The sequence below is a fragment of the Streptomyces sp. NPDC026575 genome, from assembly GCF_055567415.1.
The window spans coordinates 220,845-239,692 of sequence record NZ_JBVHQM010000002.1; the positions used below are offsets into that span (position 1 = coordinate 220,845).

Annotated in this window: 18 protein-coding genes; 10 read left to right on the forward strand and 8 right to left on the reverse strand. The window is 68.5% G+C overall.

Annotated features, from left to right (window positions below; all coding sequences use genetic code 11):
* Positions 1-90: 90 nt before the first annotated feature.
* Genes ACZ4NB_RS03340 through ACZ4NB_RS03350 form a run of 3 tightly spaced genes read right to left on the reverse strand, consistent with a single transcriptional unit; the run spans position 91 to position 2,183 of the window.
* Entirely contained in the window at positions 91-1,230 is a 1,140-nt protein-coding gene (locus tag ACZ4NB_RS03340) for a cystathionine gamma-lyase (protein WP_467657961.1), read from the reverse strand.
* Positions 1,227-1,802, reverse strand: a complete 576-nt coding sequence (locus tag ACZ4NB_RS03345; RefSeq protein ID WP_467657963.1) for a low molecular weight protein-tyrosine-phosphatase — start codon at positions 1,800-1,802, stop codon at positions 1,227-1,229. Before ACZ4NB_RS03345 ends, ACZ4NB_RS03340 begins: the two co-directional genes overlap by 4 nt.
* Before the next feature lie 3 nt (positions 1,803-1,805).
* Complete coding sequence (locus tag ACZ4NB_RS03350) at positions 1,806-2,183, reverse strand: phage holin family protein (protein WP_384424276.1); 378 nt, start codon at positions 2,181-2,183, stop codon at positions 1,806-1,808.
* A 48-nt stretch (positions 2,184-2,231) separates the two neighbouring features.
* On the opposite strand from ACZ4NB_RS03350, the gene ACZ4NB_RS03355 reads away from it, so the two are divergent.
* The 4 genes from ACZ4NB_RS03355 (at position 2,232) to ACZ4NB_RS03370 (ending at position 4,687) form a co-directional block, all read left to right on the forward strand.
* Positions 2,232-2,549, forward strand: coding sequence for a cupin domain-containing protein (locus ACZ4NB_RS03355; RefSeq protein ID WP_467657965.1), 318 nt, complete (start codon positions 2,232-2,234; stop codon positions 2,547-2,549).
* A gap of 218 nt (positions 2,550-2,767) precedes the next feature.
* Positions 2,768-2,992 (forward strand): DUF5326 family protein, encoded by a 225-nt coding sequence (locus ACZ4NB_RS03360; RefSeq protein WP_467657966.1) that lies wholly within the window; start codon positions 2,768-2,770, stop codon positions 2,990-2,992.
* A 397-nt stretch (positions 2,993-3,389) separates the two neighbouring features.
* Positions 3,390-4,160 carry an IclR family transcriptional regulator gene (locus ACZ4NB_RS03365; protein ID WP_467658216.1) on the forward strand — a complete coding sequence of 257 codons (771 nt, stop codon included), beginning with the start codon at positions 3,390-3,392 and terminating at the stop codon, positions 4,158-4,160.
* 104 nt (positions 4,161-4,264) lie between these two features.
* A complete protein-coding gene (locus ACZ4NB_RS03370; protein ID WP_393485833.1) occupies positions 4,265-4,687 on the forward strand; it encodes an SsgA family sporulation/cell division regulator in 423 nt (140 codons plus the stop codon).
* Positions 4,688-4,788: 101 nt separating this feature from the next.
* On the opposite strand, the gene ACZ4NB_RS03375 is transcribed toward ACZ4NB_RS03370, so the two are convergent.
* Positions 4,789-6,198 carry a YibE/F family protein gene (locus ACZ4NB_RS03375; RefSeq protein ID WP_467657968.1) on the reverse strand — a complete coding sequence of 470 codons (1,410 nt, stop codon included), beginning with the start codon at positions 6,196-6,198 and terminating at the stop codon, positions 4,789-4,791.
* Positions 6,199-6,395: 197 nt separating this feature from the next.
* Between ACZ4NB_RS03375 and thiC the strand changes: the two genes are divergently transcribed.
* From thiC to ACZ4NB_RS03390, 3 genes are all read left to right on the forward strand, one after another.
* Positions 6,396-8,183, forward strand: coding sequence for a phosphomethylpyrimidine synthase ThiC (thiC, locus tag ACZ4NB_RS03380; protein ID WP_467657969.1), 1,788 nt, complete (start codon positions 6,396-6,398; stop codon positions 8,181-8,183).
* Between the two features lie 140 nt (positions 8,184-8,323).
* Positions 8,324-9,808 carry a hypothetical protein gene (locus ACZ4NB_RS03385; protein ID WP_467657971.1) on the forward strand — a complete coding sequence of 495 codons (1,485 nt, stop codon included), beginning with the start codon at positions 8,324-8,326 and terminating at the stop codon, positions 9,806-9,808.
* A gap of 95 nt (positions 9,809-9,903) precedes the next feature.
* The gene (locus tag ACZ4NB_RS03390) at positions 9,904-10,524 is read left to right on the forward strand and encodes a hypothetical protein (RefSeq protein ID WP_467657973.1); all 621 of its coding nucleotides are present in this window, start codon (positions 9,904-9,906) and stop codon (positions 10,522-10,524) included.
* 54 nt (positions 10,525-10,578) lie between these two features.
* On the opposite strand, the gene ACZ4NB_RS03395 is transcribed toward ACZ4NB_RS03390, so the two are convergent.
* The 3 genes from ACZ4NB_RS03395 to ACZ4NB_RS03405 all read right to left on the reverse strand — a co-directional run bounded on the left by ACZ4NB_RS03395 (position 10,579) and on the right by ACZ4NB_RS03405 (position 14,157).
* The gene (locus tag ACZ4NB_RS03395; RefSeq protein ID WP_467657975.1) at positions 10,579-11,469 is read right to left on the reverse strand and encodes a hypothetical protein; all 891 of its coding nucleotides are present in this window, start codon (positions 11,467-11,469) and stop codon (positions 10,579-10,581) included.
* Between the two features lie 225 nt (positions 11,470-11,694).
* Positions 11,695-12,735, reverse strand: coding sequence for a metallophosphoesterase (locus ACZ4NB_RS03400; RefSeq protein ID WP_467658218.1), 1,041 nt, complete (start codon positions 12,733-12,735; stop codon positions 11,695-11,697).
* A gap of 321 nt (positions 12,736-13,056) precedes the next feature.
* Entirely contained in the window at positions 13,057-14,157 is a 1,101-nt protein-coding gene (locus ACZ4NB_RS03405; RefSeq protein WP_430977700.1) for a LacI family DNA-binding transcriptional regulator, read from the reverse strand.
* Positions 14,158-14,561: 404 nt separating this feature from the next.
* Here ACZ4NB_RS03405 and hisC point away from each other — a divergent pair, with 404 nt between their 5' ends.
* Positions 14,562-15,641, forward strand: coding sequence for a histidinol-phosphate transaminase (hisC, locus tag ACZ4NB_RS03410; protein WP_467657976.1), 1,080 nt, complete (start codon positions 14,562-14,564; stop codon positions 15,639-15,641).
* A gap of 48 nt (positions 15,642-15,689) precedes the next feature.
* Here the strand turns inward: hisC and ACZ4NB_RS03415 are convergent, their stop codons facing one another.
* Positions 15,690-16,058, reverse strand: coding sequence for a cyclophilin-like fold protein (locus ACZ4NB_RS03415; RefSeq protein WP_467658219.1), 369 nt, complete (start codon positions 16,056-16,058; stop codon positions 15,690-15,692).
* 262 nt (positions 16,059-16,320) lie between these two features.
* On the opposite strand from ACZ4NB_RS03415, the gene ACZ4NB_RS03420 reads away from it, so the two are divergent.
* Positions 16,321-17,829 (forward strand): cytochrome ubiquinol oxidase subunit I, encoded by a 1,509-nt coding sequence (locus tag ACZ4NB_RS03420; protein ID WP_467657977.1) that lies wholly within the window; start codon positions 16,321-16,323, stop codon positions 17,827-17,829.
* Between the two features lie 9 nt (positions 17,830-17,838).
* Entirely contained in the window at positions 17,839-18,840 is a 1,002-nt protein-coding gene (gene cydB, locus ACZ4NB_RS03425) for a cytochrome d ubiquinol oxidase subunit II (protein WP_467657979.1), read from the forward strand.
* Positions 18,841-18,848 lie beyond the last annotated feature (8 nt).

Consider the following 18,848-nt stretch of genomic DNA (forward strand, 5'->3'; position numbering starts at 1 on the left):
GTTTCACGTGAAACACGTGGACTCGGTCCACGCGGAGCCGCGGCCGGCAGGGTGACGAGGGGGGATACCCTGCCGGCCTATTACGTCCGGTCAGCTCTGTGCGGCCTCGCGCGCCGCGACATCCAGGGCGTGGAGGACGTCCGCGACCAGGTCCTCCGGTTCCTCGACGCCGACCGACAGGCGGATGAAGCCCTCGGGCACGGCGTCGCCGCCCCAGCGGGCGCGGCGCTCGGCGCTGGACCGTACGCCCCCGAAGCTCGTCGCATCGTCGACCAAGGCCAGCGCGGACAGGAACCGCTCCGCGTACGCCTTGTCCGGCAGCACGAACGAGACCACGGAGCCGAAGCGGCCAGGGCGCATCTGCTGGGTGGCGAGGCGGTGGGACGGGTCGGACGGCAGCCCGGGGTGGCGCAGGCCGGTGACCTCGGGGCGGTCGGCCAGCGCCGTGGCAAGCGCCAGCGCACCGGCGGACTGCTGGCGGATGCGCAGTGCGAGGGTGGCGAGCGAGCGATGTGCGAGCCAGCTCTCCATGGGGCCCGGGATCGCGCCCACGGTCTTGCGCCACAGCCGTACGGACTCGGCCAGCGCGGCATCGCGGGTGCTGGCGTACCCCAGCAGGACATCGCCATGGCCGGTCAGCGCCTTGGTGCCGCTGGCGACCGAGAAGTCCGCACCGAGGTCCAGCGGGCGCTGGCCGAGGGGGGTGGCGAGGGTGTTGTCGACGGCGACGAGGGCGCCCTGCCGGTGTGCCGCGTCGGCCAGCCGCCGGATGTCGCAGACGTCGAGCCCGGGGTTGGAGGGCGTCTCGATCCACAGCAGCCGGGCACCGTCCAGCACGTCGAGCTGTGCGTCGTCTGCGGTGGGGGCCGTACGGACCTCGATGCCGTAGCTCTCCAGGCGGGTGCGGACGGCCGGCAGCAGCTGGTAGCCGTCGCTGGGCAGGACCACGGCGTCGCCGGAGCGCAGCTGGGAGAAGAGGACGGCGCTGATCGCCGCCATGCCGGACGCGAAGGCGACGGTGTGGGCGCTCGTGTCCGGCGATTCCAGCGCCCCGATGGCCTTCTCCAGGCCGGTCCACGTCGGATTGGCGTCCCGTCCGTATGTGTAGGGGCCGACGGCGTCGCCGGGCAGGTGGAAGTGGGCCGCGAAGACCGGACCGGGGAGGGCCGGCTCGAAGGGCTCCGGCTCCGGAAGCCCGGCTCGTACGACGCGGGTGCCGTCGCCCGTCATCGGCCCTCCTTCTCTTGCGGGTGGTGCGGGACCTGCGCCGGGCTTCGGTCGTCGTGCCCCGAGGCGCGGGCCGGGACGACGGAGCGGGCCGTGACCGCGATGCGGACCGCTGCCAGCAGGCCCTCGCTCGCCGTCTCGACCATCTCCAGGCACTCCTCGAAGTCCGCGAAACCGCCGTAGTACGGATCGGGTACGTCGAGATCAGCCGCCGCGCCTTCCGCGTAGGAGCGCAGCAGGCGGACCTTGGCGGCGGCCTCGGGCGTGGGGGCCAGCCGTCGCAGCTCGCGCAGATGCCCGGAGTCGAGCGCGATGACCAGGTCGAGGCGGTCGAACCAGGAGGCGCGGAACTGCCGGGCGGTGTGGGCGGACGGGTAGCCGCCCGCGCGCAGCACGGCGACCGTGCGCGGGTCGGCTCCGTCGCCCTCGTGCCAGCCACCGGTGCCGGCGCTGTCCACCTCTACCAGGGCGTCGAGCCCGTCCTCCGCGAGGCGGGCGCGGAAGACGGACTCCGCCATCGGCGAACGGCAGATGTTGCCCGTGCAGACGAAGCAGATGCGGAACGCAGCGGTCAAGGATCAGTCCTCGTCGGGAAGGATCACATGCATCGCCCAGGAGACGATGGAGATGATCACGCCGCCGAGCAGCGCCGTCCAGAAGCCGTTCACATGGAAGGCGAGGTCGACCTTGCCGGCGAGCCAGGATGTCAGCAGCAGCATCAGCGCGTTCACGACCAGCGTGATCAGGCCGAGCGTGAGGATGAACAGGGGGAAGGACAGCAGCTTCACCACGGGCTTGACGAGGAAGTTGACCAGCCCGAAGATCAGCGCGACGAGGATCAGGGTCAGCACCTGGCGGCCGGTGTTCTCGCCGGTGAGCGTGATGTCCTTGAGCAGCCAGATGGCCACGGCAAGCGCCGCGGCGTTGGCGATCGTCTTGACCAGAAAATGCTTCATGGTGAGATCGTCGCAGACGAGTGTGAACCATCAAGGGGTGCGAACGGCATGAAGGCCTTCAGGCTGGATGAACTGGAAGCGGAGCGGGCCGCCAACGACGGCGCGTACCTGCAGTTCATCAGGGAACGCAACATGTCGGTCGGGCTGTACGCGCTGGACGCCGGCAGCGTCGATCCGCAGGCGCCGCACGCCCAGGACGAGGTGTACTTCGTGGTCAGCGGCCGGGGGGCGATCACGGTCGGGGCGGAGACGGAGCCGGTGGCGCGCGGAAGCGTGGTCTATGTGCCGGCCGGGGTTCCCCACAAGTTCCACCACATCAGCGAGGATCTCAGGGTGATGGTGGTCTTCTCTCCTCCTGAGAGCTAAGGGTGGAGGCCCGCGACCCGTAGGGGAAGGTTCAGGGGAGTGCCGGGGCTGCGAAGCCCCCACGGCTGTGTTCCGCGCCCTAGCATCGTTGGTGATGGGAGAGCCGGAGGCGGCCGGGCAGCGGCCCGGCGCGCGGACGGTGCCATCGGCGCACAGACAGTGCGATGGACAGATAGCGCGGTACAGACACCGTTACAGACAGAAAGCAGGGCAGAGCAGTGGCTGGTAAGGGGATATTCGCAGGGCTTCCGTGGTGGGTCACCTGGGTCGTGGTGCCCGTCGTCCTGATCGTGGTCTTCGGAGGATTCATCACCTCGGCGCTCGGCTTCCTGATCGGCGTGCTGTTCAAGCTCCTTATCGCGGCGGCGCTCATCGCCGGGGTCGTCTATCTCGTGCGCAGGGTCAGCGGCTCGTCGTCGTCCTCGTCGAAGAGCGACTGGTAAGCCCTCCCACTCCGACCGGACGACCGCGTACGGGCACACCCGCCCGTGTCGAGATGCCACCCGGCGCACCATCCGACGCACACCGTCCAACTCTGCCCCACCCCGTTCAACGGCGGCCCCACCACGTCAGATGTCGGTCCGACCCCGCCTCCTCAAGCCAACTAGTGCGCCAGGCGGGTTAACTCCGCTGCCTTTCGGCCTACTGCTCCGATCGGCGGAGTTAGAGTGCGGATCGCAGGCGTCTTCCGGATGGTGACGTTCCGGAAAATACCGAGTGAGGCGCGACTGGGCCGGCGTCGTCGCGCAAGCCTGGGAGACGCGCGCGGTCGTGGGAGCGGGTCCCGCGACCGGGGTCCCCGTGCCCCACGGCGAGCGGATCTGGGGGTTGGCGTTGGCAGTGGTGAACGGCGAATCCGCTTCACACCCCACCTTGATCGGGTCGGTGCAACGAGCGCTCCGGCTGCTGGAGGCGGTGGCCGCGCACGCCGATGGAGCGCCGGCCAAACAACTCGCCAGAGAAACCGGACTGCCGCTGCCGACGACCTACCACCTGTTGCGGACCCTGACCCACGAGGGCTATCTGCAGCGCGAGAACGGCGTCTTCGTCATCGGTGCGGCGGCGGAGGCCATCGGTCAGGTCGGGGCCAGGTGCCGGCAGCGGGCCCAGATCTCCGAAGCGCTGGCCGTGGCGGGCCGGAAGTTGAGCGCCGCCGTCTACTTCGCCGTCTACCGGGAGGGTGAAGTAGAGGTCGTGGCGGTCGCCGACAACCCGGATCGGCCGCCGGTGGAGGAATGGGTTGATTTTCGTACCACCGCGCACGCTCATGCGATCGGGCAGTGTCTGCTCGCGCAGCTTGACGAGGCATCGAGGAAGGAGCATCTGTCACGACATCCCGTCCAGTCGATAACGCCCTTTTCCCTGCGATCTGAGGGCGAATTGCTGCGGCGCTTGGATACGGTGCGTCGCGGTCAGGCGGCCTTCGAGCGCCAGGAATATGCCTTGGGCACGGTGTGCTCGGCCATCCCCATCCAGGTCGGCGCGGCCGCCGCGTCGTTGGCCGTGTCACTTCCCGCCAACGAACTGCACCGATTGCGGTCCGTTACGGATCGACTACGAAAAATGGCGGAGACGACACTAACGACACTCGCCTTCTCTATCAGTATCTGAAAACTCACTCCTTGTGATCTGCCTGGCCGTGGCCGACGATGGCGGCAATAGGGCTACGGGGGATGTTTCCCGGCCATCTCCGATCAAGTGCGGGGCAGTGGTTGATGACCGACACAGTTCAGGCAGAAGTGATCATGAGCTTCGTCGTCTCCGATGAGCTCGCGTTCCGGATTCCGGTGGAGCTGGACTTCGACAGCGCCGATCCCTACGCCGTCCGCCTCACCTTCGACCTGCCCGGTGATGCGCCCGTCACCTGGGCCTTCGGGCGTGAGCTGCTGCTGGACGGCCTGAGCCGGCCGTCCGGTGAGGGTGATGTGCGGATCGAACCGGCCTCGCCCGAGCATCTCAGCGATGTCTTCATCAGCCTCCAAGTCGGTGCCGAGCGCGCCCTGTTCCGAGTGAGCGCGGCGCCGCTGGTCGCCTTCCTGGACCGTACGGACCGGCTTGTGCCGCTCGGCAAGGAAGAGGTCTGCGACACGTTGGAGGCCGTGCTGGACCGGATCCTCACGGAGGCGCCCGCCGGCTGAGCCTGGCCCCGCCCCCGTCCGCACCGGCGCCACACCGGGTCCGCCGGTCCATTCGCCTGCCCGTGCGCCCTCCTGGGCTCGTGCGCGGCATGCCCGAACCGCTACCGCTTGCGTCGTCTGCCGTGCCCTCCGCGCCGTCCGGACCGGCCGCGCGACGCAGCGTCGGCGCCCCCTGCCACCGAACTCACCGCCCCCGAAACAGCCGGCCCCGGCGCGCCCCGGGTGCCGTCGCCCGTGCGGTCCGCCGAGACGACGAGCGCCGCCAGCAGCGTCGTCAGCGGGACCGAGGCGACCAGGCCGATGCTGCCGACCAGCGTGCGGACGATCTCCTCCGCCACCACCTCGCTCGTGGTGACCGTACCGACACTGCTCTGTGCGATCGAGAACAGCAAAAGCAACGGCAGCGCGGCACCCGCGTAGGCAAGGACGAGGGTGTTGACGACGGACGCGATGTGATCGCGGCCGATCCGCATCGCCGCGCCGTAGAGCTTGCGCCAACCCGCCGTCGGGTCCGCCTCCTTCAGCTCCCACACCGCTGCGGTCTGGGTCACCGTCACATCGTCGAGCACGCCCAGCGACCCGATGATGATCCCCGCCAGGAGCAGACCGCGGATCTCGATGTTCGGGTAGAGCCCGTGCACCAGCGCGGTCGTGTCGTCCGTATTGCCCGTCAGCAGCGCCCAGCCGATGAAGACCGAACCGAGCAGCCCGATCAGCAGCAGCGAGGCGAGGGTGCCGAGTACCGCCACGGAGGTACGGGCGGTGAGCCCATGGCACAGATAGAGGGCGATCAGCATGATCGCGGAGCCTCCCACCACGGCCACCACCAGCGGATTGGAGCCCTGGAGGATCGCCGGGAGGATGAACAGCGTCAGCACGACGAAGCTGGCCGCCAGCGCGACCAGTGCGAGTACTCCGCGCAGCCGGCCGACGACCACGACGGCGACGGCGAAGATCCCTGCCAGTACCCACATCGGCAGAGACCGGTCGACATCGGTGACCGAGTACTGCAGTTCCCGGGGCGCCTTGGGGGAGTACGACACCACCACGTCCTGCCCGGTGGCGTAATGCCGCAGAGCGTCCGGTGTCACCACCGTCTGGAAGGTGCGCCCGGCGTTCTCGCCCGTGGTGACCTTGATGGTCGCCTGCTGGCAGGGCTTGTCCGATGCCGCTCCCCCGGCCGGTGGCTGGCCCGTCGGCGACGGTGGCTGAGGCGCCTGCTCGGCATGGACATCCGCGCAGTTCACCTCCACCACCTTGATCACTCTGGCCCGCTCGGTGGGCTGGTCGAAGCCGACGCCGGACGGTTTGTGCCCCGGTGCGCCGCCCGGCCAGAGCACGATCAGGCCGACCGCGACCGCGGTGGCGAACGGGATCAGCACCGCCGCGATGACCTTGCGCAGATGCCGCGAGACGGGCGCGGCAGGGCCGTGGCCATGGCTGTGCGAGTGCGCGGCCGGATGGTGGTGTGGTTCGTGTGGGCTCACGCCCAGATCATTGCAACAACTCATGGGGCCCCCTGTTCACCCCGCTACGTCGGCCGCTACCGTGGTGCCACCTTTGCAATCGCGGGAGCTCGGAGCACCGGGCTGAGAGGGCGCTGACCTTCGTCCCAGTGATGTTTCACGTGAAACGTCGATGGACGGAAGCCGCTGCGTCGACCGCCGAACCTGTTACCGGGTAATGCCGGCGTAGGGAGTTGGGTCTCATGACCTTGCAGGATGCACGCACGCCCGAAAACGAAAACGGTGCCGGCAGTGAGCCGCAGATCGGCTGGCACAAGGGCTATGTCTCCGGATCGCGACCGGATCTTCGGGTCCCGGTCCGGCGGGTGCACCTCACCAACGGCAAGCACGTGACGCTCTACGACACGTCCGGGCCGTACACCGACCCCAACATCGAAACCGATGTCCGCCGTGGCCTCGCGCCGCTGCGGGAGAACTGGATCATCGCGCGCGGCGACACCGAGGAGTACGCGGGCCGCCCCATGCGGCCGGAGGACGACGGCCTCAAGCACACCTCACCGCGCGGTGGCCTGAAGAACCTGGACGCGGTCTTCCCCGGTCGCCCGCGCCAGCCGCGCCGGGGCCGCAACGGCGCCGCGGTCACCCAGCTCGCCTACGCCCGCCGCGGCGAGATCACCGCGGAGATGGAGTACGTCGCCCTCCGCGAGAACGTCACGCCGGAGTTCGTACGGGACGAGATCGCGGCCGGCCGTGCCGTGCTGCCGTCCAACGTCAACCACCCGGAAATCGAGCCGATGATCATCGGCAAGAACTTCCTGGTGAAGGTGAACGCCAACATCGGCAACTCGGCGGTCACCTCCTCCATCGAGGAGGAGGTGGAGAAGATGACCTGGGCGACCCGCTGGGGCGCCGACACGGTCATGGATCTGTCCACCGGACGCAACATCCACACCACCCGCGAGTGGGTGCTGCGCAACTCCCCCGTCCCGATCGGCACCGTCCCCCTCTACCAGGCGCTGGAGAAGGTCGACGGCAAGGCCGAGGAGCTGACCTGGGAGATCTACAAGGACACCGTCATCGAGCAGGCCGAGCAGGGCGTCGACTACATGACGGTGCATGCCGGTGTGCTGCTCCGCTACGTCCCGCTCACGGCCCGCCGCAAGACCGGCATCGTCTCCCGAGGCGGCTCGATCATGGCCGCCTGGTGCCTCGCGCACCACCAGGAGTCGTTCCTGTACACGCACTTCGAGGAGCTCTGCGAGATCCTCGCCTCGTACGACGTCACCTACTCGCTGGGTGACGGACTGCGCCCCGGCTCGATCGCGGACGCCAACGACGAGGCGCAGTTCGCCGAGCTGCGGACGCTCGGCGAACTGAACACCATCGCCAAGCGGCACGGTGTGCAGACCATGATCGAGGGCCCGGGCCATGTCCCGATGCACAAGATCAAGGAGAACATCGACCTCCAGCAGGAAATCTGCGAAGAGGCGCCGTTCTACACGCTCGGCCCGCTGACCACCGACATCGCGCCCGCCTACGACCACATCACGTCCGGCATCGGCGCGGCGATGATCGCCTGGTGGGGCACCGCGATGCTCTGCTACGTCACGCCCAAGGAGCACCTGGGCCTGCCCGACCGCGACGACGTCAAGACCGGCGTCATCACGTACAAGATCGCGGCCCATGCGGCGGACCTGGCCAAGGGCCACCCGGGAGCCCAGGATTGGGATGACGCGCTCTCCGACGCCCGCTTCGAGTTCCGCTGGGAGGACCAGTTCAACCTGGCCCTCGACCCGGACACGGCACGCGCGTTCCACGACGCGACGCTGCCCGCGGAGCCGGCGAAGACGGCCCACTTCTGCTCGATGTGCGGCCCGAAGTTCTGCTCGATGAAGATCAGCAGAAGCATCACCGAGCAGTTCGGCGGCGACGCGGATGCGACGCCGGAGGAGATCGAGGCGGGGATGCTGGAGAAGTCCAAGGAGTTCGCGGCTGCGGGCAACCGCGTGTATCTGCCGCTGGCGGACTGACTTCCGCGCCTGCGGGTAACGGCGGAGGCCCAGTTGGGGCCCCGCCGTTACGGTGCGCTCAAGAGCCGACAGGGCGGGGCCACCAGGGTGCGTGTGTGTCATTGCCGCCATGGCCGTAGCGGAGCGGTCACTCTTTGGTCGTGAGCAACCAGCCTCTTGTCGTCGTGGAGGCCCCGGACGGCCGGGGCTTACGGGCCGTGCGCGTCCGGGGTGAAGTCATCGGCCGGGTCTGGTCGCCGCGCGGCCTGAGAAGACTTCTCCGCCGGGCCGGCCTGCCTCCGGACATCGATCTCGACGATCCGGTATGCGTCAACTGGTTGGCGGACCGGACGTGTTGGCCCGACCGCCCGTGGCGACGGCGTGCTGCGGGCGTGGGGATGGCCCTGGGACTTCTCGCATCCGCCGCGGTTTTGTTCCACGTGGGGGCGAAGGACGCGTTCGGCGCGCTGGCGTACGGCGGGCGCATCGTGGGGGTCCTCTTCCTCGCTGCGGCGCTGGCGGAAGTGGTCGCGGTCCTTGCGCTGTGCGACTACTGGGGGAAAAGGGCGCTGCGGTACTCAGGTGTGGCGGTCCTCTTGGGGGTGGGCACCGTCACGGTCACCAATGTGGCGTTCCTGATCGTCCAGTTCCAGGGCGGGGACTACACCCCCTTTCTCCTGCTGTGGGTCGGCCTGGCGCTCTGGGTGATCTGGGCGCTGTGGACGCTGACCCGGCAGAAGGTGTGGCGGGGGATTCCGCACCCCAAAGGCGTCGCGATGAGTGTGGTGGTATCCGGAGCCATCGGGCTCGTGAGCGTCGGCTATTCGCAGATCTACGTCCCGTACACCAGTCCCACGAAAATTCCGTTCAGCGTCGTGTTCGGTGAACCCACGGTGAGTGCGGACGGGTCCTTGCTGCACGTTCCGGTGCATTTCAAAATCAGCAACCCCGGATTGGCGAGCACTTTTGTCGTGGGTTCGTCCTGGGCGGCTCATGGGTATGCGACCAAATTCAATCCCAGAGGTAGCGGGATGAGCGAGTGGAAGCGCGAACTGGGGGCACCGGGAGCTACCCAGGCGCTGAGGCATGTGACGTTCTTCCCCTCTCATATGCTGGGTGTCGGGCACATCTTGATCCCCGGTTCCTGGGCTCTCCCGGGGTCCGAGAGGTCCTCGGAGGCGATCATCGATGTGCCGCTGCGGTCGGGACTCGGGCGCGTCGCGGTCTTCACGTATCTCGGCTTCGTCAGGGGTGACAAATGCAGGCCGGCGAGCGACTACCTCAATTCCCTCGAAGTCTCCTGGGATGCGAGATCCAAAGACCAACGGCACATCCGGGACGCCCCCGGTTGGCTCGCGCCGCCGGGTGACGAGTTCTTCCGCTATCATGCCGAGATTTATCACAGCAGCGAAATGCTGAACCTGACGCATAGCGCCAACTATGTCAACGCCTGGTGGGTGCTTCCGCGGTGGCGCGAGGGAGTGTCATTCGCCAAGGGTGACACCTTTCCCGTTATGAGCGTAGGTATCTCCCGTGATCCGGAAGGAATTCAGAGTCCGCCGGAGGATGATTCGTGCGGAATGTACCAGATCAATCGGACGACTGAAGCCACGGTTGCCCAGCTCCTGAAAGCGGCAAAGAGATAGCTCACCTTCCGCTGCGCCGGTGACCGGGTCGGCGCCGCAGGAAGTTCCTGTTCCAGCGCCTTGAGGGCGCCAACCAGACGATGTCGTTGGAGAGCATGCAGGCGCGTCTGGCCGGCCAGCTGTCCGACCTGGACGACGGCGTTCTCGATGCGTTCGGCTCCTTGCTGCCGGAGGGCGACTACCTCCCTTTGCTGCTCCGGGTCGAGCCACGGCTGGTCACTCCGGGCCAGGAGGGTGACTACTTCAGCGGCGAACAGGTGGCCGCCTGGGGCGTCGACGCGTTCTGGGGGCTTCCGGAGCACCCGCGCACGCCGTACTACCGCACGTTCGAGACCGTGGTCGATGACGAGGCGCACTTCTACGAGTTCGTCGTGCCGATGGTTCCGCCGTCCTGGAACGAACCGGAACGGGTGGCGGAGTACGCCGAGCAGATGGGCCGGGGGTCGGTACCGGCCGCAGTGGCGGTGTCGACGCTGGATCTGTGCCAGCCCGCGATGGACCTCCGTTCGACCGACTATCACGGGCACTGGGGGCTGACGCACTTCCTGCTCGACGGCCATCACAAGCTGGAAGCGGCAGCATCGGAGGGACGCCCCGTGCAGCTCCTGTCGCTCCTTGCCGTAGTCGAGAGCCTGGCCGCGCCCGATGATCACCACAGGCTGGCGGCCCTGCGCTCACAGCCCTGCCTGAGCCGCGGCACTCGTCCGGCCCGGTGACGTGAACCCGACCCATCGGACAGGCCCTAGGTGTGCTGTCCCGGGACAGCACACCTAGCCCGGAGTGTGATCCGGTCCGCCGTAATCCGGGCTGGTGAAGTCCGGGCTGGAGTAGCGGGGGCGGGAGCCCGGCGAGCCGCTGTCGGGGCTGGAGAATTCGGGGCGGGTGTAGCCGAGGGTGGGTATGCGGCTCTCGGGGGCCGCGGTGCGGCGCGGGACATAGCGGACCGGGTCGTCGTCCGGGGTGGCCGCCGGATCGGCCAGCGCCTCACGGAGAAAGGGCAGCAGACCGCGCTCCAGGAGGGCGCGCCGCCACGCTTCGCGGGCGTCGTCCAGCGCCTCGTCCAGCCCGTCGGTTCTGGTGGACCGGGCGGACGGGCCGTTGCGCAGCGCCGTGACGAGCAGGCCGCCCATCGCGACGAGGCTCCCGGCGGCGGCCAGCGCGGCGAAGATCCAGCCGACGCTGATCAGCGGCTCCGCGAGGGACTTGTCGGGGCTGATGGTGCGCAGGACGTAGCCGATGAGGAGGAAGAGGACCGCGGCGATGCCCGCGAGGACCGGGGCGAGGACGGTGATCATCGCGGCCAGCCCGGCGCCGGTGGTTTCGGCCTCTCCCATGGCCGTGGCGGTGGCCAGTCCAAGCCCCCCGTCGGCGGCCTCACCCAGCTCCTCGCCGCTCACGCCGGCGCCGGACGTGGAGTGCGCCGGCGCGCGCAACTCGGCTCGGAGCTGTACATAGCGCTGGTATTCGGCCGTTGCGCAGGCGGCGATGGCGGTGGTCGCGCTGATCGCCATCGTGCGCAACTGCTCGGTGTTCAGGTGCTTTCCCGCGGCGGCGGTGGGGTCGTCCGGGCGGTATGGGGCGGTACGCAGCGCCTCATCGAGGAGCCGCGTGAATTCCGCGCGATCCTCGTTCAGCAGGTGCGGAGCGCTGTTCATGTGCATCCCCCGATGCTCCGTAGGGCCGTACGGCCGGCGTTGGCCGGGCAGTGGGCGGAAACGGAGGAGAGCCTGCTACGGATAGCCCGATGGTAGAGCGACTCCGGCATGGGGTGACAGAGAGTTTGCGGAATTTGAGTAATGCCCCGACCGGATTCCGCCTGTGCCGCCCCCCGATTCCGACCCGGCCGACCAGCCGCCAGACCTGACGTACACCTGCCCCCGGAACGCTCAGCCAGTCAGCGGAAGTTGAACGACCAGCAGCTTTCCGGCCATCGTGATGCCGCCGTCCATGGCGATCGCCAGACCGTCGGCGTAGACATGCGGACCGTCGACGGCGATGCCGTCGTTCTCGCCGTCCTCCGTGCCGACCTCGCCCAGCAGGTACGGGATCGGGCTGTGGCCGTGGACGACGCGGTCGCCGCCGTAGGCGTCCAGGAGTTCGCGTACGGCCTGCGAGCCGGACTCGTCGCGGAAGGCGAAGCGCTTGGTGAACTTGCGGAACAGGTCCCAGACTTCGTCGGCCTCGCTGCGGGTGAGCACGTCGTGGACGTTGTCGTTGACGGCCTCGATGGAGTCGCCGTAGTCGAGGTAGGCGGTGGTGTCGGAGTGCACGAGCAGATGCCCGTCCTCCTCCATCACGGCGTCCAGCCGGGCCATCCACTGGAGGTGGTGGTCCTGCAGCCGGTCCATATCGGTCTTCTGGCCGCCGTTCAGGAGCCAGGCCGCCTGGAAGGAGGCGGTGCCGGCGCCGGACTGGACGGGTGTGTCGCCGAACCGCTTGGCGCCGAGCAGCAGGAGCTCGTGGTTGCCCATCAGGGCCTTGCAGTAGCCGCCGGCCGCCGCGGCCTGGGCGGAGAGCTGCATGACCAGGTCGATCACGCCGATGCCGTCCGGGCCGCGGTCGGTGAAGTCGCCGAGGAACCAGAGCCGGGCGTTGCCGGCCGCCCAGTTGCCGTCGGCGTCGATCAGGCCCTCGGCGGCCAGCGCCTCGCGCAGCTCGTCGTAGTAGCCGTGCACATCGCCGACGACGTACAGGGGGCCCATGCCCTCGGGCGCGTCGGCGTCGTCGGCCGTCTCGGGCGCCGGGACGACGGCCGGGTGGTCGATGAGGGTGTCCGTGCGGCCCGGGGTGATGACCGGCAGATCGCGCGCGGTCGGGGTGTACTCCTCGGGCAGCTCGACCGGCTGGGCCGCGGGCGGCACCGCGGGGGGCGCGGCCGGCGGACCGGCAGGCGGGACGGGTGATCCGGCGGACATGCCGGAGGGCATTCCGGGCAACGGAGCGGACTCCGGAGTTTGTCCCCCCATGGTCCACACCATGGGTCCCTGACTGGCCCCCTGAGTCATCGACCCCTCCACCGTTGCGCCGCCGTGCACCTCTCGGACCTTTGCCTGGTCGACGGCGGTCCGCGGTGTCGTCCGCCCATCATAGGAATGCCGATCGCGGGTTGCGACGCACCCGGGGGTGGTCAATCCGGCGCAGCCCGGCATTCGCGGCTGATTTCTCCCATGATCGCCCAGTTTTTTCCTGGCCGACGAGGGCGCCCGGTATTGGCCGGAACGCCCGCTCGTCCGTATATGGCGGCACGTTCAGTCGCCGGCGGGTTTGCGCGGCGGGCTGACCGTCGTCCTGGGGGACCGTCGCTGGGACGAGGTCCGCACGATCAGATCGGTCGGTATCACCTGTTCGATGGGCCGCCCGTTGTCGAGTCCCTCGATGGCGTCGATGAGGATCTGGACGACGGCGGTGCCGATGCGGCGCGGCTTGAGGGACAGGGTGGTGATGGGCGGCTCGGTGGTGGCGTAGACGGTGGACTCGCTGCAGCAGACCAGCAGCAGGTCCTCCGGCACCCGCAGGCCGTAGCGCCGGGCCGCGGCGAGCAGGTCGGTGCCGTTGGGGTCGAAGAGCCCGTAGACGGCGTCCGGCCGGTCCGGGCGGGCCAGCAGCCGGTCGGCGGCGACGGCGCCCGCGCACGGGTCGTGCGCCGGGTAGGACTCGTAGACCGGGTCCTGGCCGACACGCTCGCACCAGCTCAGATAGGCGGTCGTCGACAGCCGGGTGTAGGTGTCGGTGGTGGTGCCCGTGAGCAGGCCGATGCGGCGGGCGCCGGCGTCGGCGAGATGGTCGAGCAGCCCGAGGACGGCGGCCTCGTGATCGTTGTCGACCCAGCCGGTGACCGGCAGGGTGCCGCCGGGTCGGCCGTCGGAGACGACCGGGATGCCGTGCCGGACGAGTTCGGTGACGACGGGGTCCCCGTCGGCGGGGTCGATGACGACCGTGCCGTCCAGGGCGACGTTCGACCACACGTCGTGGCGGGAGGTCGCGGGGAGGATGACCAGCGCGTATCCGCGGGCCAGGGCCGCGGAGGTGGCGGCTCTGGCCATCTCCGCGAAGTACGCGAATTCGGTGAAGGTGAAAGGTTCATCCCCGTACGTGGTGACGGTGAGGCCGAGGAGCCCTGACTTGCCGGTACGGAGCGTGCGGGCGGCTGCGGACGGGCGGTAGCCCAGCCGGTCGGCCACCTCGCGGACGTGGCTACGGGTGGCATCCGGAAGCCGGCCCTTGCCGTTGAGCGCGTCGGAGACGGTCGTGATCGACACACCGGCTGCGGCGGCCACGTCCCGGATGCCCGCCCGCCCCAGCCGGCGACCGGTCGACCGGCTCACCTGGTGCTTCCCTGCTGCTGTCATGGCGAGCCGATAGTAGGGCTCGATAGGGCCAATCGCGGGGCTCGAACGAAGGCGCTGGAAAGGCACGTTTCTGCATGGTGATGAACTGTCAACTACCTATAAAACAAAGGAAGTTGGTGCCATCGACGGTCATTCGAGGGGAGATCTGACGCCCTTGCCTGGCGATCGGTTCAGGTCTCGAAGAGGTCTCAAGTCACCTTGACGAGGGATGCGCGCCACGGCGCGAGCCACCGGCGCGCGGTCGTTCGGGGAGCGCGCCCCCGAGGTCGTGCGCGGGGTCGCGCCGAGCGGCCGGGCCGGGGGCGGGCGGCGATCCGGCCACGGTTGGGGCTGACGTCGAACGGGCCAATCCTCATAAGGTGTGCAGTATTGAAGAGGAGCGGGACGGTCGAGGAGGACCTGCGGTGAGCGAGAAGACCCCGAAGCTGCGCGCTGCGCTGGACGGTATCCCCACCTACAAGCCGGGCCGGCCGGCGGCGACCGGTGGCCCGGTGGCGTACAAGCTGTCCTCCAACGAGAACCCCTATCCGCCGCTGCCGGGCGTCCTGGAGCAGGCGGTGACCGCCGCCGGTTCCTTCAACCGCTACCCGGACATGGCCTGCACGGGCCTGATGGCGGAGCTGTCCGAGCGGTTCTCGGTGCCGGTGGAGCATCTGGCGACCGGGACCGGATCGGTGGGCGTGGCCCAGCAGCTGGTCCAGGCGACGGCCGGGCCCGGCGATGAAGTGATCTACGCCTGGCGGTCGTTCGAGGCGTACCCGATCGTCACGCAGGTCTCCGGTGCCACCTCGGTGCAGGTCCCGCTGACCTCCGGCGAGGTGCACGACCTGGACGCGATGCTCGCGGCGATCACCGACCGGACCCGGCTGATCTTCGTCTGCAACCCCAACAACCCCACGGGCACCGTCGTGCGCCGTGCCGAGCTGGAGTCCTTCCTGGACCGGGTGCCGAGCGATGTGCTGGTGGTGCTGGACGAGGCGTACCGCGAGTTCATCCGCGACGCCGAGGTGCCGGACGGTATCGACCTCTACCGCGACCGCCCCAACGTCTGTGTGCTGCGCACCTTCTCCAAGGCGTACGGCCTGGCGGGGCTGCGGGTCGGCTTCGCGGTGGCGCACGAGCCGGTGGCCGCCGCGCTGCGCAAGACGGCGGTGCCGTTCGGGGTGAGCCAGCTCGCGCAGGAGGCGGCGGTGGCGTCGCTGCGCAGCGAGCAGGCCCTGATGGAGCGGGTCGATGCCCTGGTCGCCGACCGCGCGCGGGTGGTCGACGGGCTGCTCGGGCAGGGCTGGACGGTCCCCGAGACGCAGGCCAACTTCGTCTGGCTGCGGCTGGGGGACCGTACGACCGACTTCGCGGCGGCCTGTGAGCGGGCCGGAGTGGTCGTGCGCCCGTTCCCCGGCGAGGGTGTGCGGGTCACGATCGGGGAGAAGCCGGCGATGGACCTGTTCCTGCAGGCCGCGGAGGAGTTTCGCAAGGCGCTGTAAGTCGTTGTAGCGCTTTTCGGGAGGCCGTGGGTCCGGTGACCTGCGGCCTCAGGCTTTTTGCACGTGGATGGGGTCGCCGCTGCGGACGGTGGCCAGTGCGCGGGGGTCGCCGTCGATACGGCCCAGCACATTGCAGGGGGAGGCGAGGCGCGGTTTGTCCCCCTCGGATATCGGCGTGGGGCCGTAGGGCAGTGCGAGGGCGTTGCCCGGCGGCCAGAAGGCGACCGTGCCGGGCTCGACGACCTGGCGGGCGTCGGCCTCCAGCGCGGGGGTGAGCCCGGTGTCGAAGTAGACCTCCTCGCCCCAGGTGTGGGCGGTGGAGTCGACCGGCAGTGCGGCGACGAGTGCCGCGGCGGTCGGGGTGTCGTCGAGGGTGGCGGTCAAGTGCCCTGCGGGCCAGGTGATACGGATCTTCATGGCCACGAATTCAACAATATGTTGAAGCTCTGCGGAAGAGGGTGCGCGGGCGCGCCCGGCGGGCTCGGTGGAAGCGTTCATACGCCATGGAATCGAGCGTGACCGCGGTCACGTACCCCCCATAGGCACGGCGATTCGGCCATGGGAGATAATTGCTTGTGAATGTGAACGCGTTCACAAGCCCGTCCCGGTATGTACCGCTTTATGTGACGCAAAAGGGACATTGCCCCCTGGGGTAATGGCGACGTAAGGAGAGCAAGGCGTGGAACTGGCGTTGGCGCCAGAGACACTGGCGCGGTGGCAATTCGGCATCACGACCGTCTACCACTTCCTGTTCGTCCCCTTGACGATCTCCCTCGCCGCTCTGGTGGCCGGACTTGAGACCGCATGGGTACGAACGGGCAAGGAGAAGTACCTCAAGGCCACGAAGTTCTGGGGCAAGCTGTTTCTGATCAATATCGCGATGGGTGTCGTCACCGGCATCGTCCAGGAGTTCCAGTTCGGTATGAACTGGTCCGACTACTCGCGGTTCGTCGGCGACGTCTTCGGTGCCCCACTGGCCTTCGAGGCGCTCATCGCGTTCTTCTTCGAGTCCACCTTCATCGGGCTGTGGATCTTCGGCTGGGACAAGCTGCCGAAGAAGATCCACTGCTTCTGCATGTGGATGGTCTCGATCGGCACGATCCTGTCGGCGTACTTCATCCTGGCCGCGAACTCCTGGATGCAGCATCCGGTCGGCTACAAGTACAACGCCGCCAACGGGCGCGCCGAGCTGACCGACTTCTGGAAGGTGCTGACCCAGGACACCACCCTGGTCGTCGTCTTCCACACGCTGACCGCGGCCTTCCTGACCGGCGCCGCGTTCATGGTCGGCATCTCCGCATTCCACCTGATGCGCAAGAAGCACATCAAGGTCATGCGGACATCGCTGCGGCTCGGGCTGATCACCCTCGTCATAGCCGGCATCCTCACCGCGATCAGCGGTGACGAGCTGGGCAAGGTGATGTTCAAGCAGCAGCCGATGAAGATGGCCGCCGCCGAGGCGCTGTGGGAAACGGAGAAGCCGGCGCCGTTCTCGGTCTTCGCCTACGGCGACGTCGACAAGGGCCACAACAAGGTCGCCATCGAGGTGCCCGGCCTGCTGTCCTTCCTCGCGCACAACGACTTCTCCTCGCCGGTCCCGGGCATCAACGACGTCAACAGGGCCGAGCAGCAGAAGTTCGGGCCCGGTGACTACCGGCCCAACATCCCGGTCGCCTACTGGGGCTTCCGCTGGATGATCGGCTTCGGTATGTCGTCGTTCGCCATCGGGCTCGCCGGGCTCTGGCTCACCCGTAAGAAGTTCTGGCTGGCGCCGGGGCTGCGCACGGGAGACGAGGAGCCACCGCGGCTCGCGCTCACCAAGAACAAGGTGCTCGGTGCCCGGCTGAGCAGGGCCTACTGGTCGCTCGCCTTCGTCACCCTCGGCTTCCCGCTGATAGCCAACTCGTGGGGCTGGATCTTCACCGAGATGGGTCGCCAGCCCTGGGTCGTCTACGGCGTGCTGCGCACCTCGGACGCGGTCTCCCCGGGCGTCTCGCAGGGCGAGGTGCTCACCTCGATGATCGTCTTCACCACGCTCTACGCGATCCTCGCCGTGGTCGAGGTCAAGCTGCTGGTGAAGTACGTGAAGGCCGGACCCCAGGAGCTCACCGACTCCGACCTCAACCCGCCCACCAAGATCGGCGGCGACAGCACCGACGCCGACCGGCCGATGGCCTTCTCGTACTAGGAGGCGACTGTGCAACTCCACGACGTCTGGTTCGTCCTTATCGCCTTCCTGTGGACCGGGTACTTCTTCCTCGAAGGGTTCGACTTCGGGATCGGCGTCCTGACCAAGCTCCTCGCCCGCGACCGCCGCGAGAAGCGCGTACTGATCAACACCATCGGGCCGGTCTGGGACGGCAACGAGGTCTGGCTGCTCTCCGCGGCCGGTGCGACCTTCGCCGCCTTCCCCGAGTGGTACGCCACTCTGTTCTCCGGCTTCTACCTCCCGCTGCTGGTCATCCTCGTCTGCCTGATCGTGCGCGGGGTCGCCTTCGAGTACCGCGCCAAGCGGAACGAGGAGCGCTGGCAGCGCAACTGGGAGCAGGCGATCTTCTGGACCTCGCTGCTGCCCGCGGTGCTGTGGGGTGTCGCGTTCGGCAACATCGTGCGCGGCGTGAAGATCGATGCGCACAAGGAGTACGTCGGAAGCCTGCTCGACCTGCTCAACCCGTATGCGATCCTCGGCGGCCTGGTCACGCTGTCGCTGTTCACCTTTCACGGCGCGGTGTTCGCCTCGCTCAAGACGGTCGGTGACATCCGGGAGCGGGCGCGGCGGACGGCGACCGTCCTCGGACTGGTCACCGCGGTGCTCGCGGTCGGCTTCCTGGGCTGGACCCAGGCCGACAAGGGCGATGGCAGCAGCCTGATCGCGATGATCGTCGCGGTGGTCGCCCTGGTCGCGGCGCTCGGGGCCAACAAGCTCGGGCGCGAGGGCTGGGCGTTCGCCTTCTCCGGCGTCACCATCGCGGCGGCGGTCGCGATGCTCTTCCTGACGCTCTTCCCGAACGTCATGCCCTCGTCGCTGAACGAGAGCTGGAGCCTCACGGTCAGCAGTGCCTCGTCCAGTCCCTACACCCTGAAGATCCTGACCTGGTGTGCGGTGATCGCCGCGCCCCTCGTGATGCTCTACCAGGGGTGGACGTACTGGGTGTTCCGCAAGCGAATCGGTACCCAGCACATCGCCGATGCCCACTAGCTGAGCCA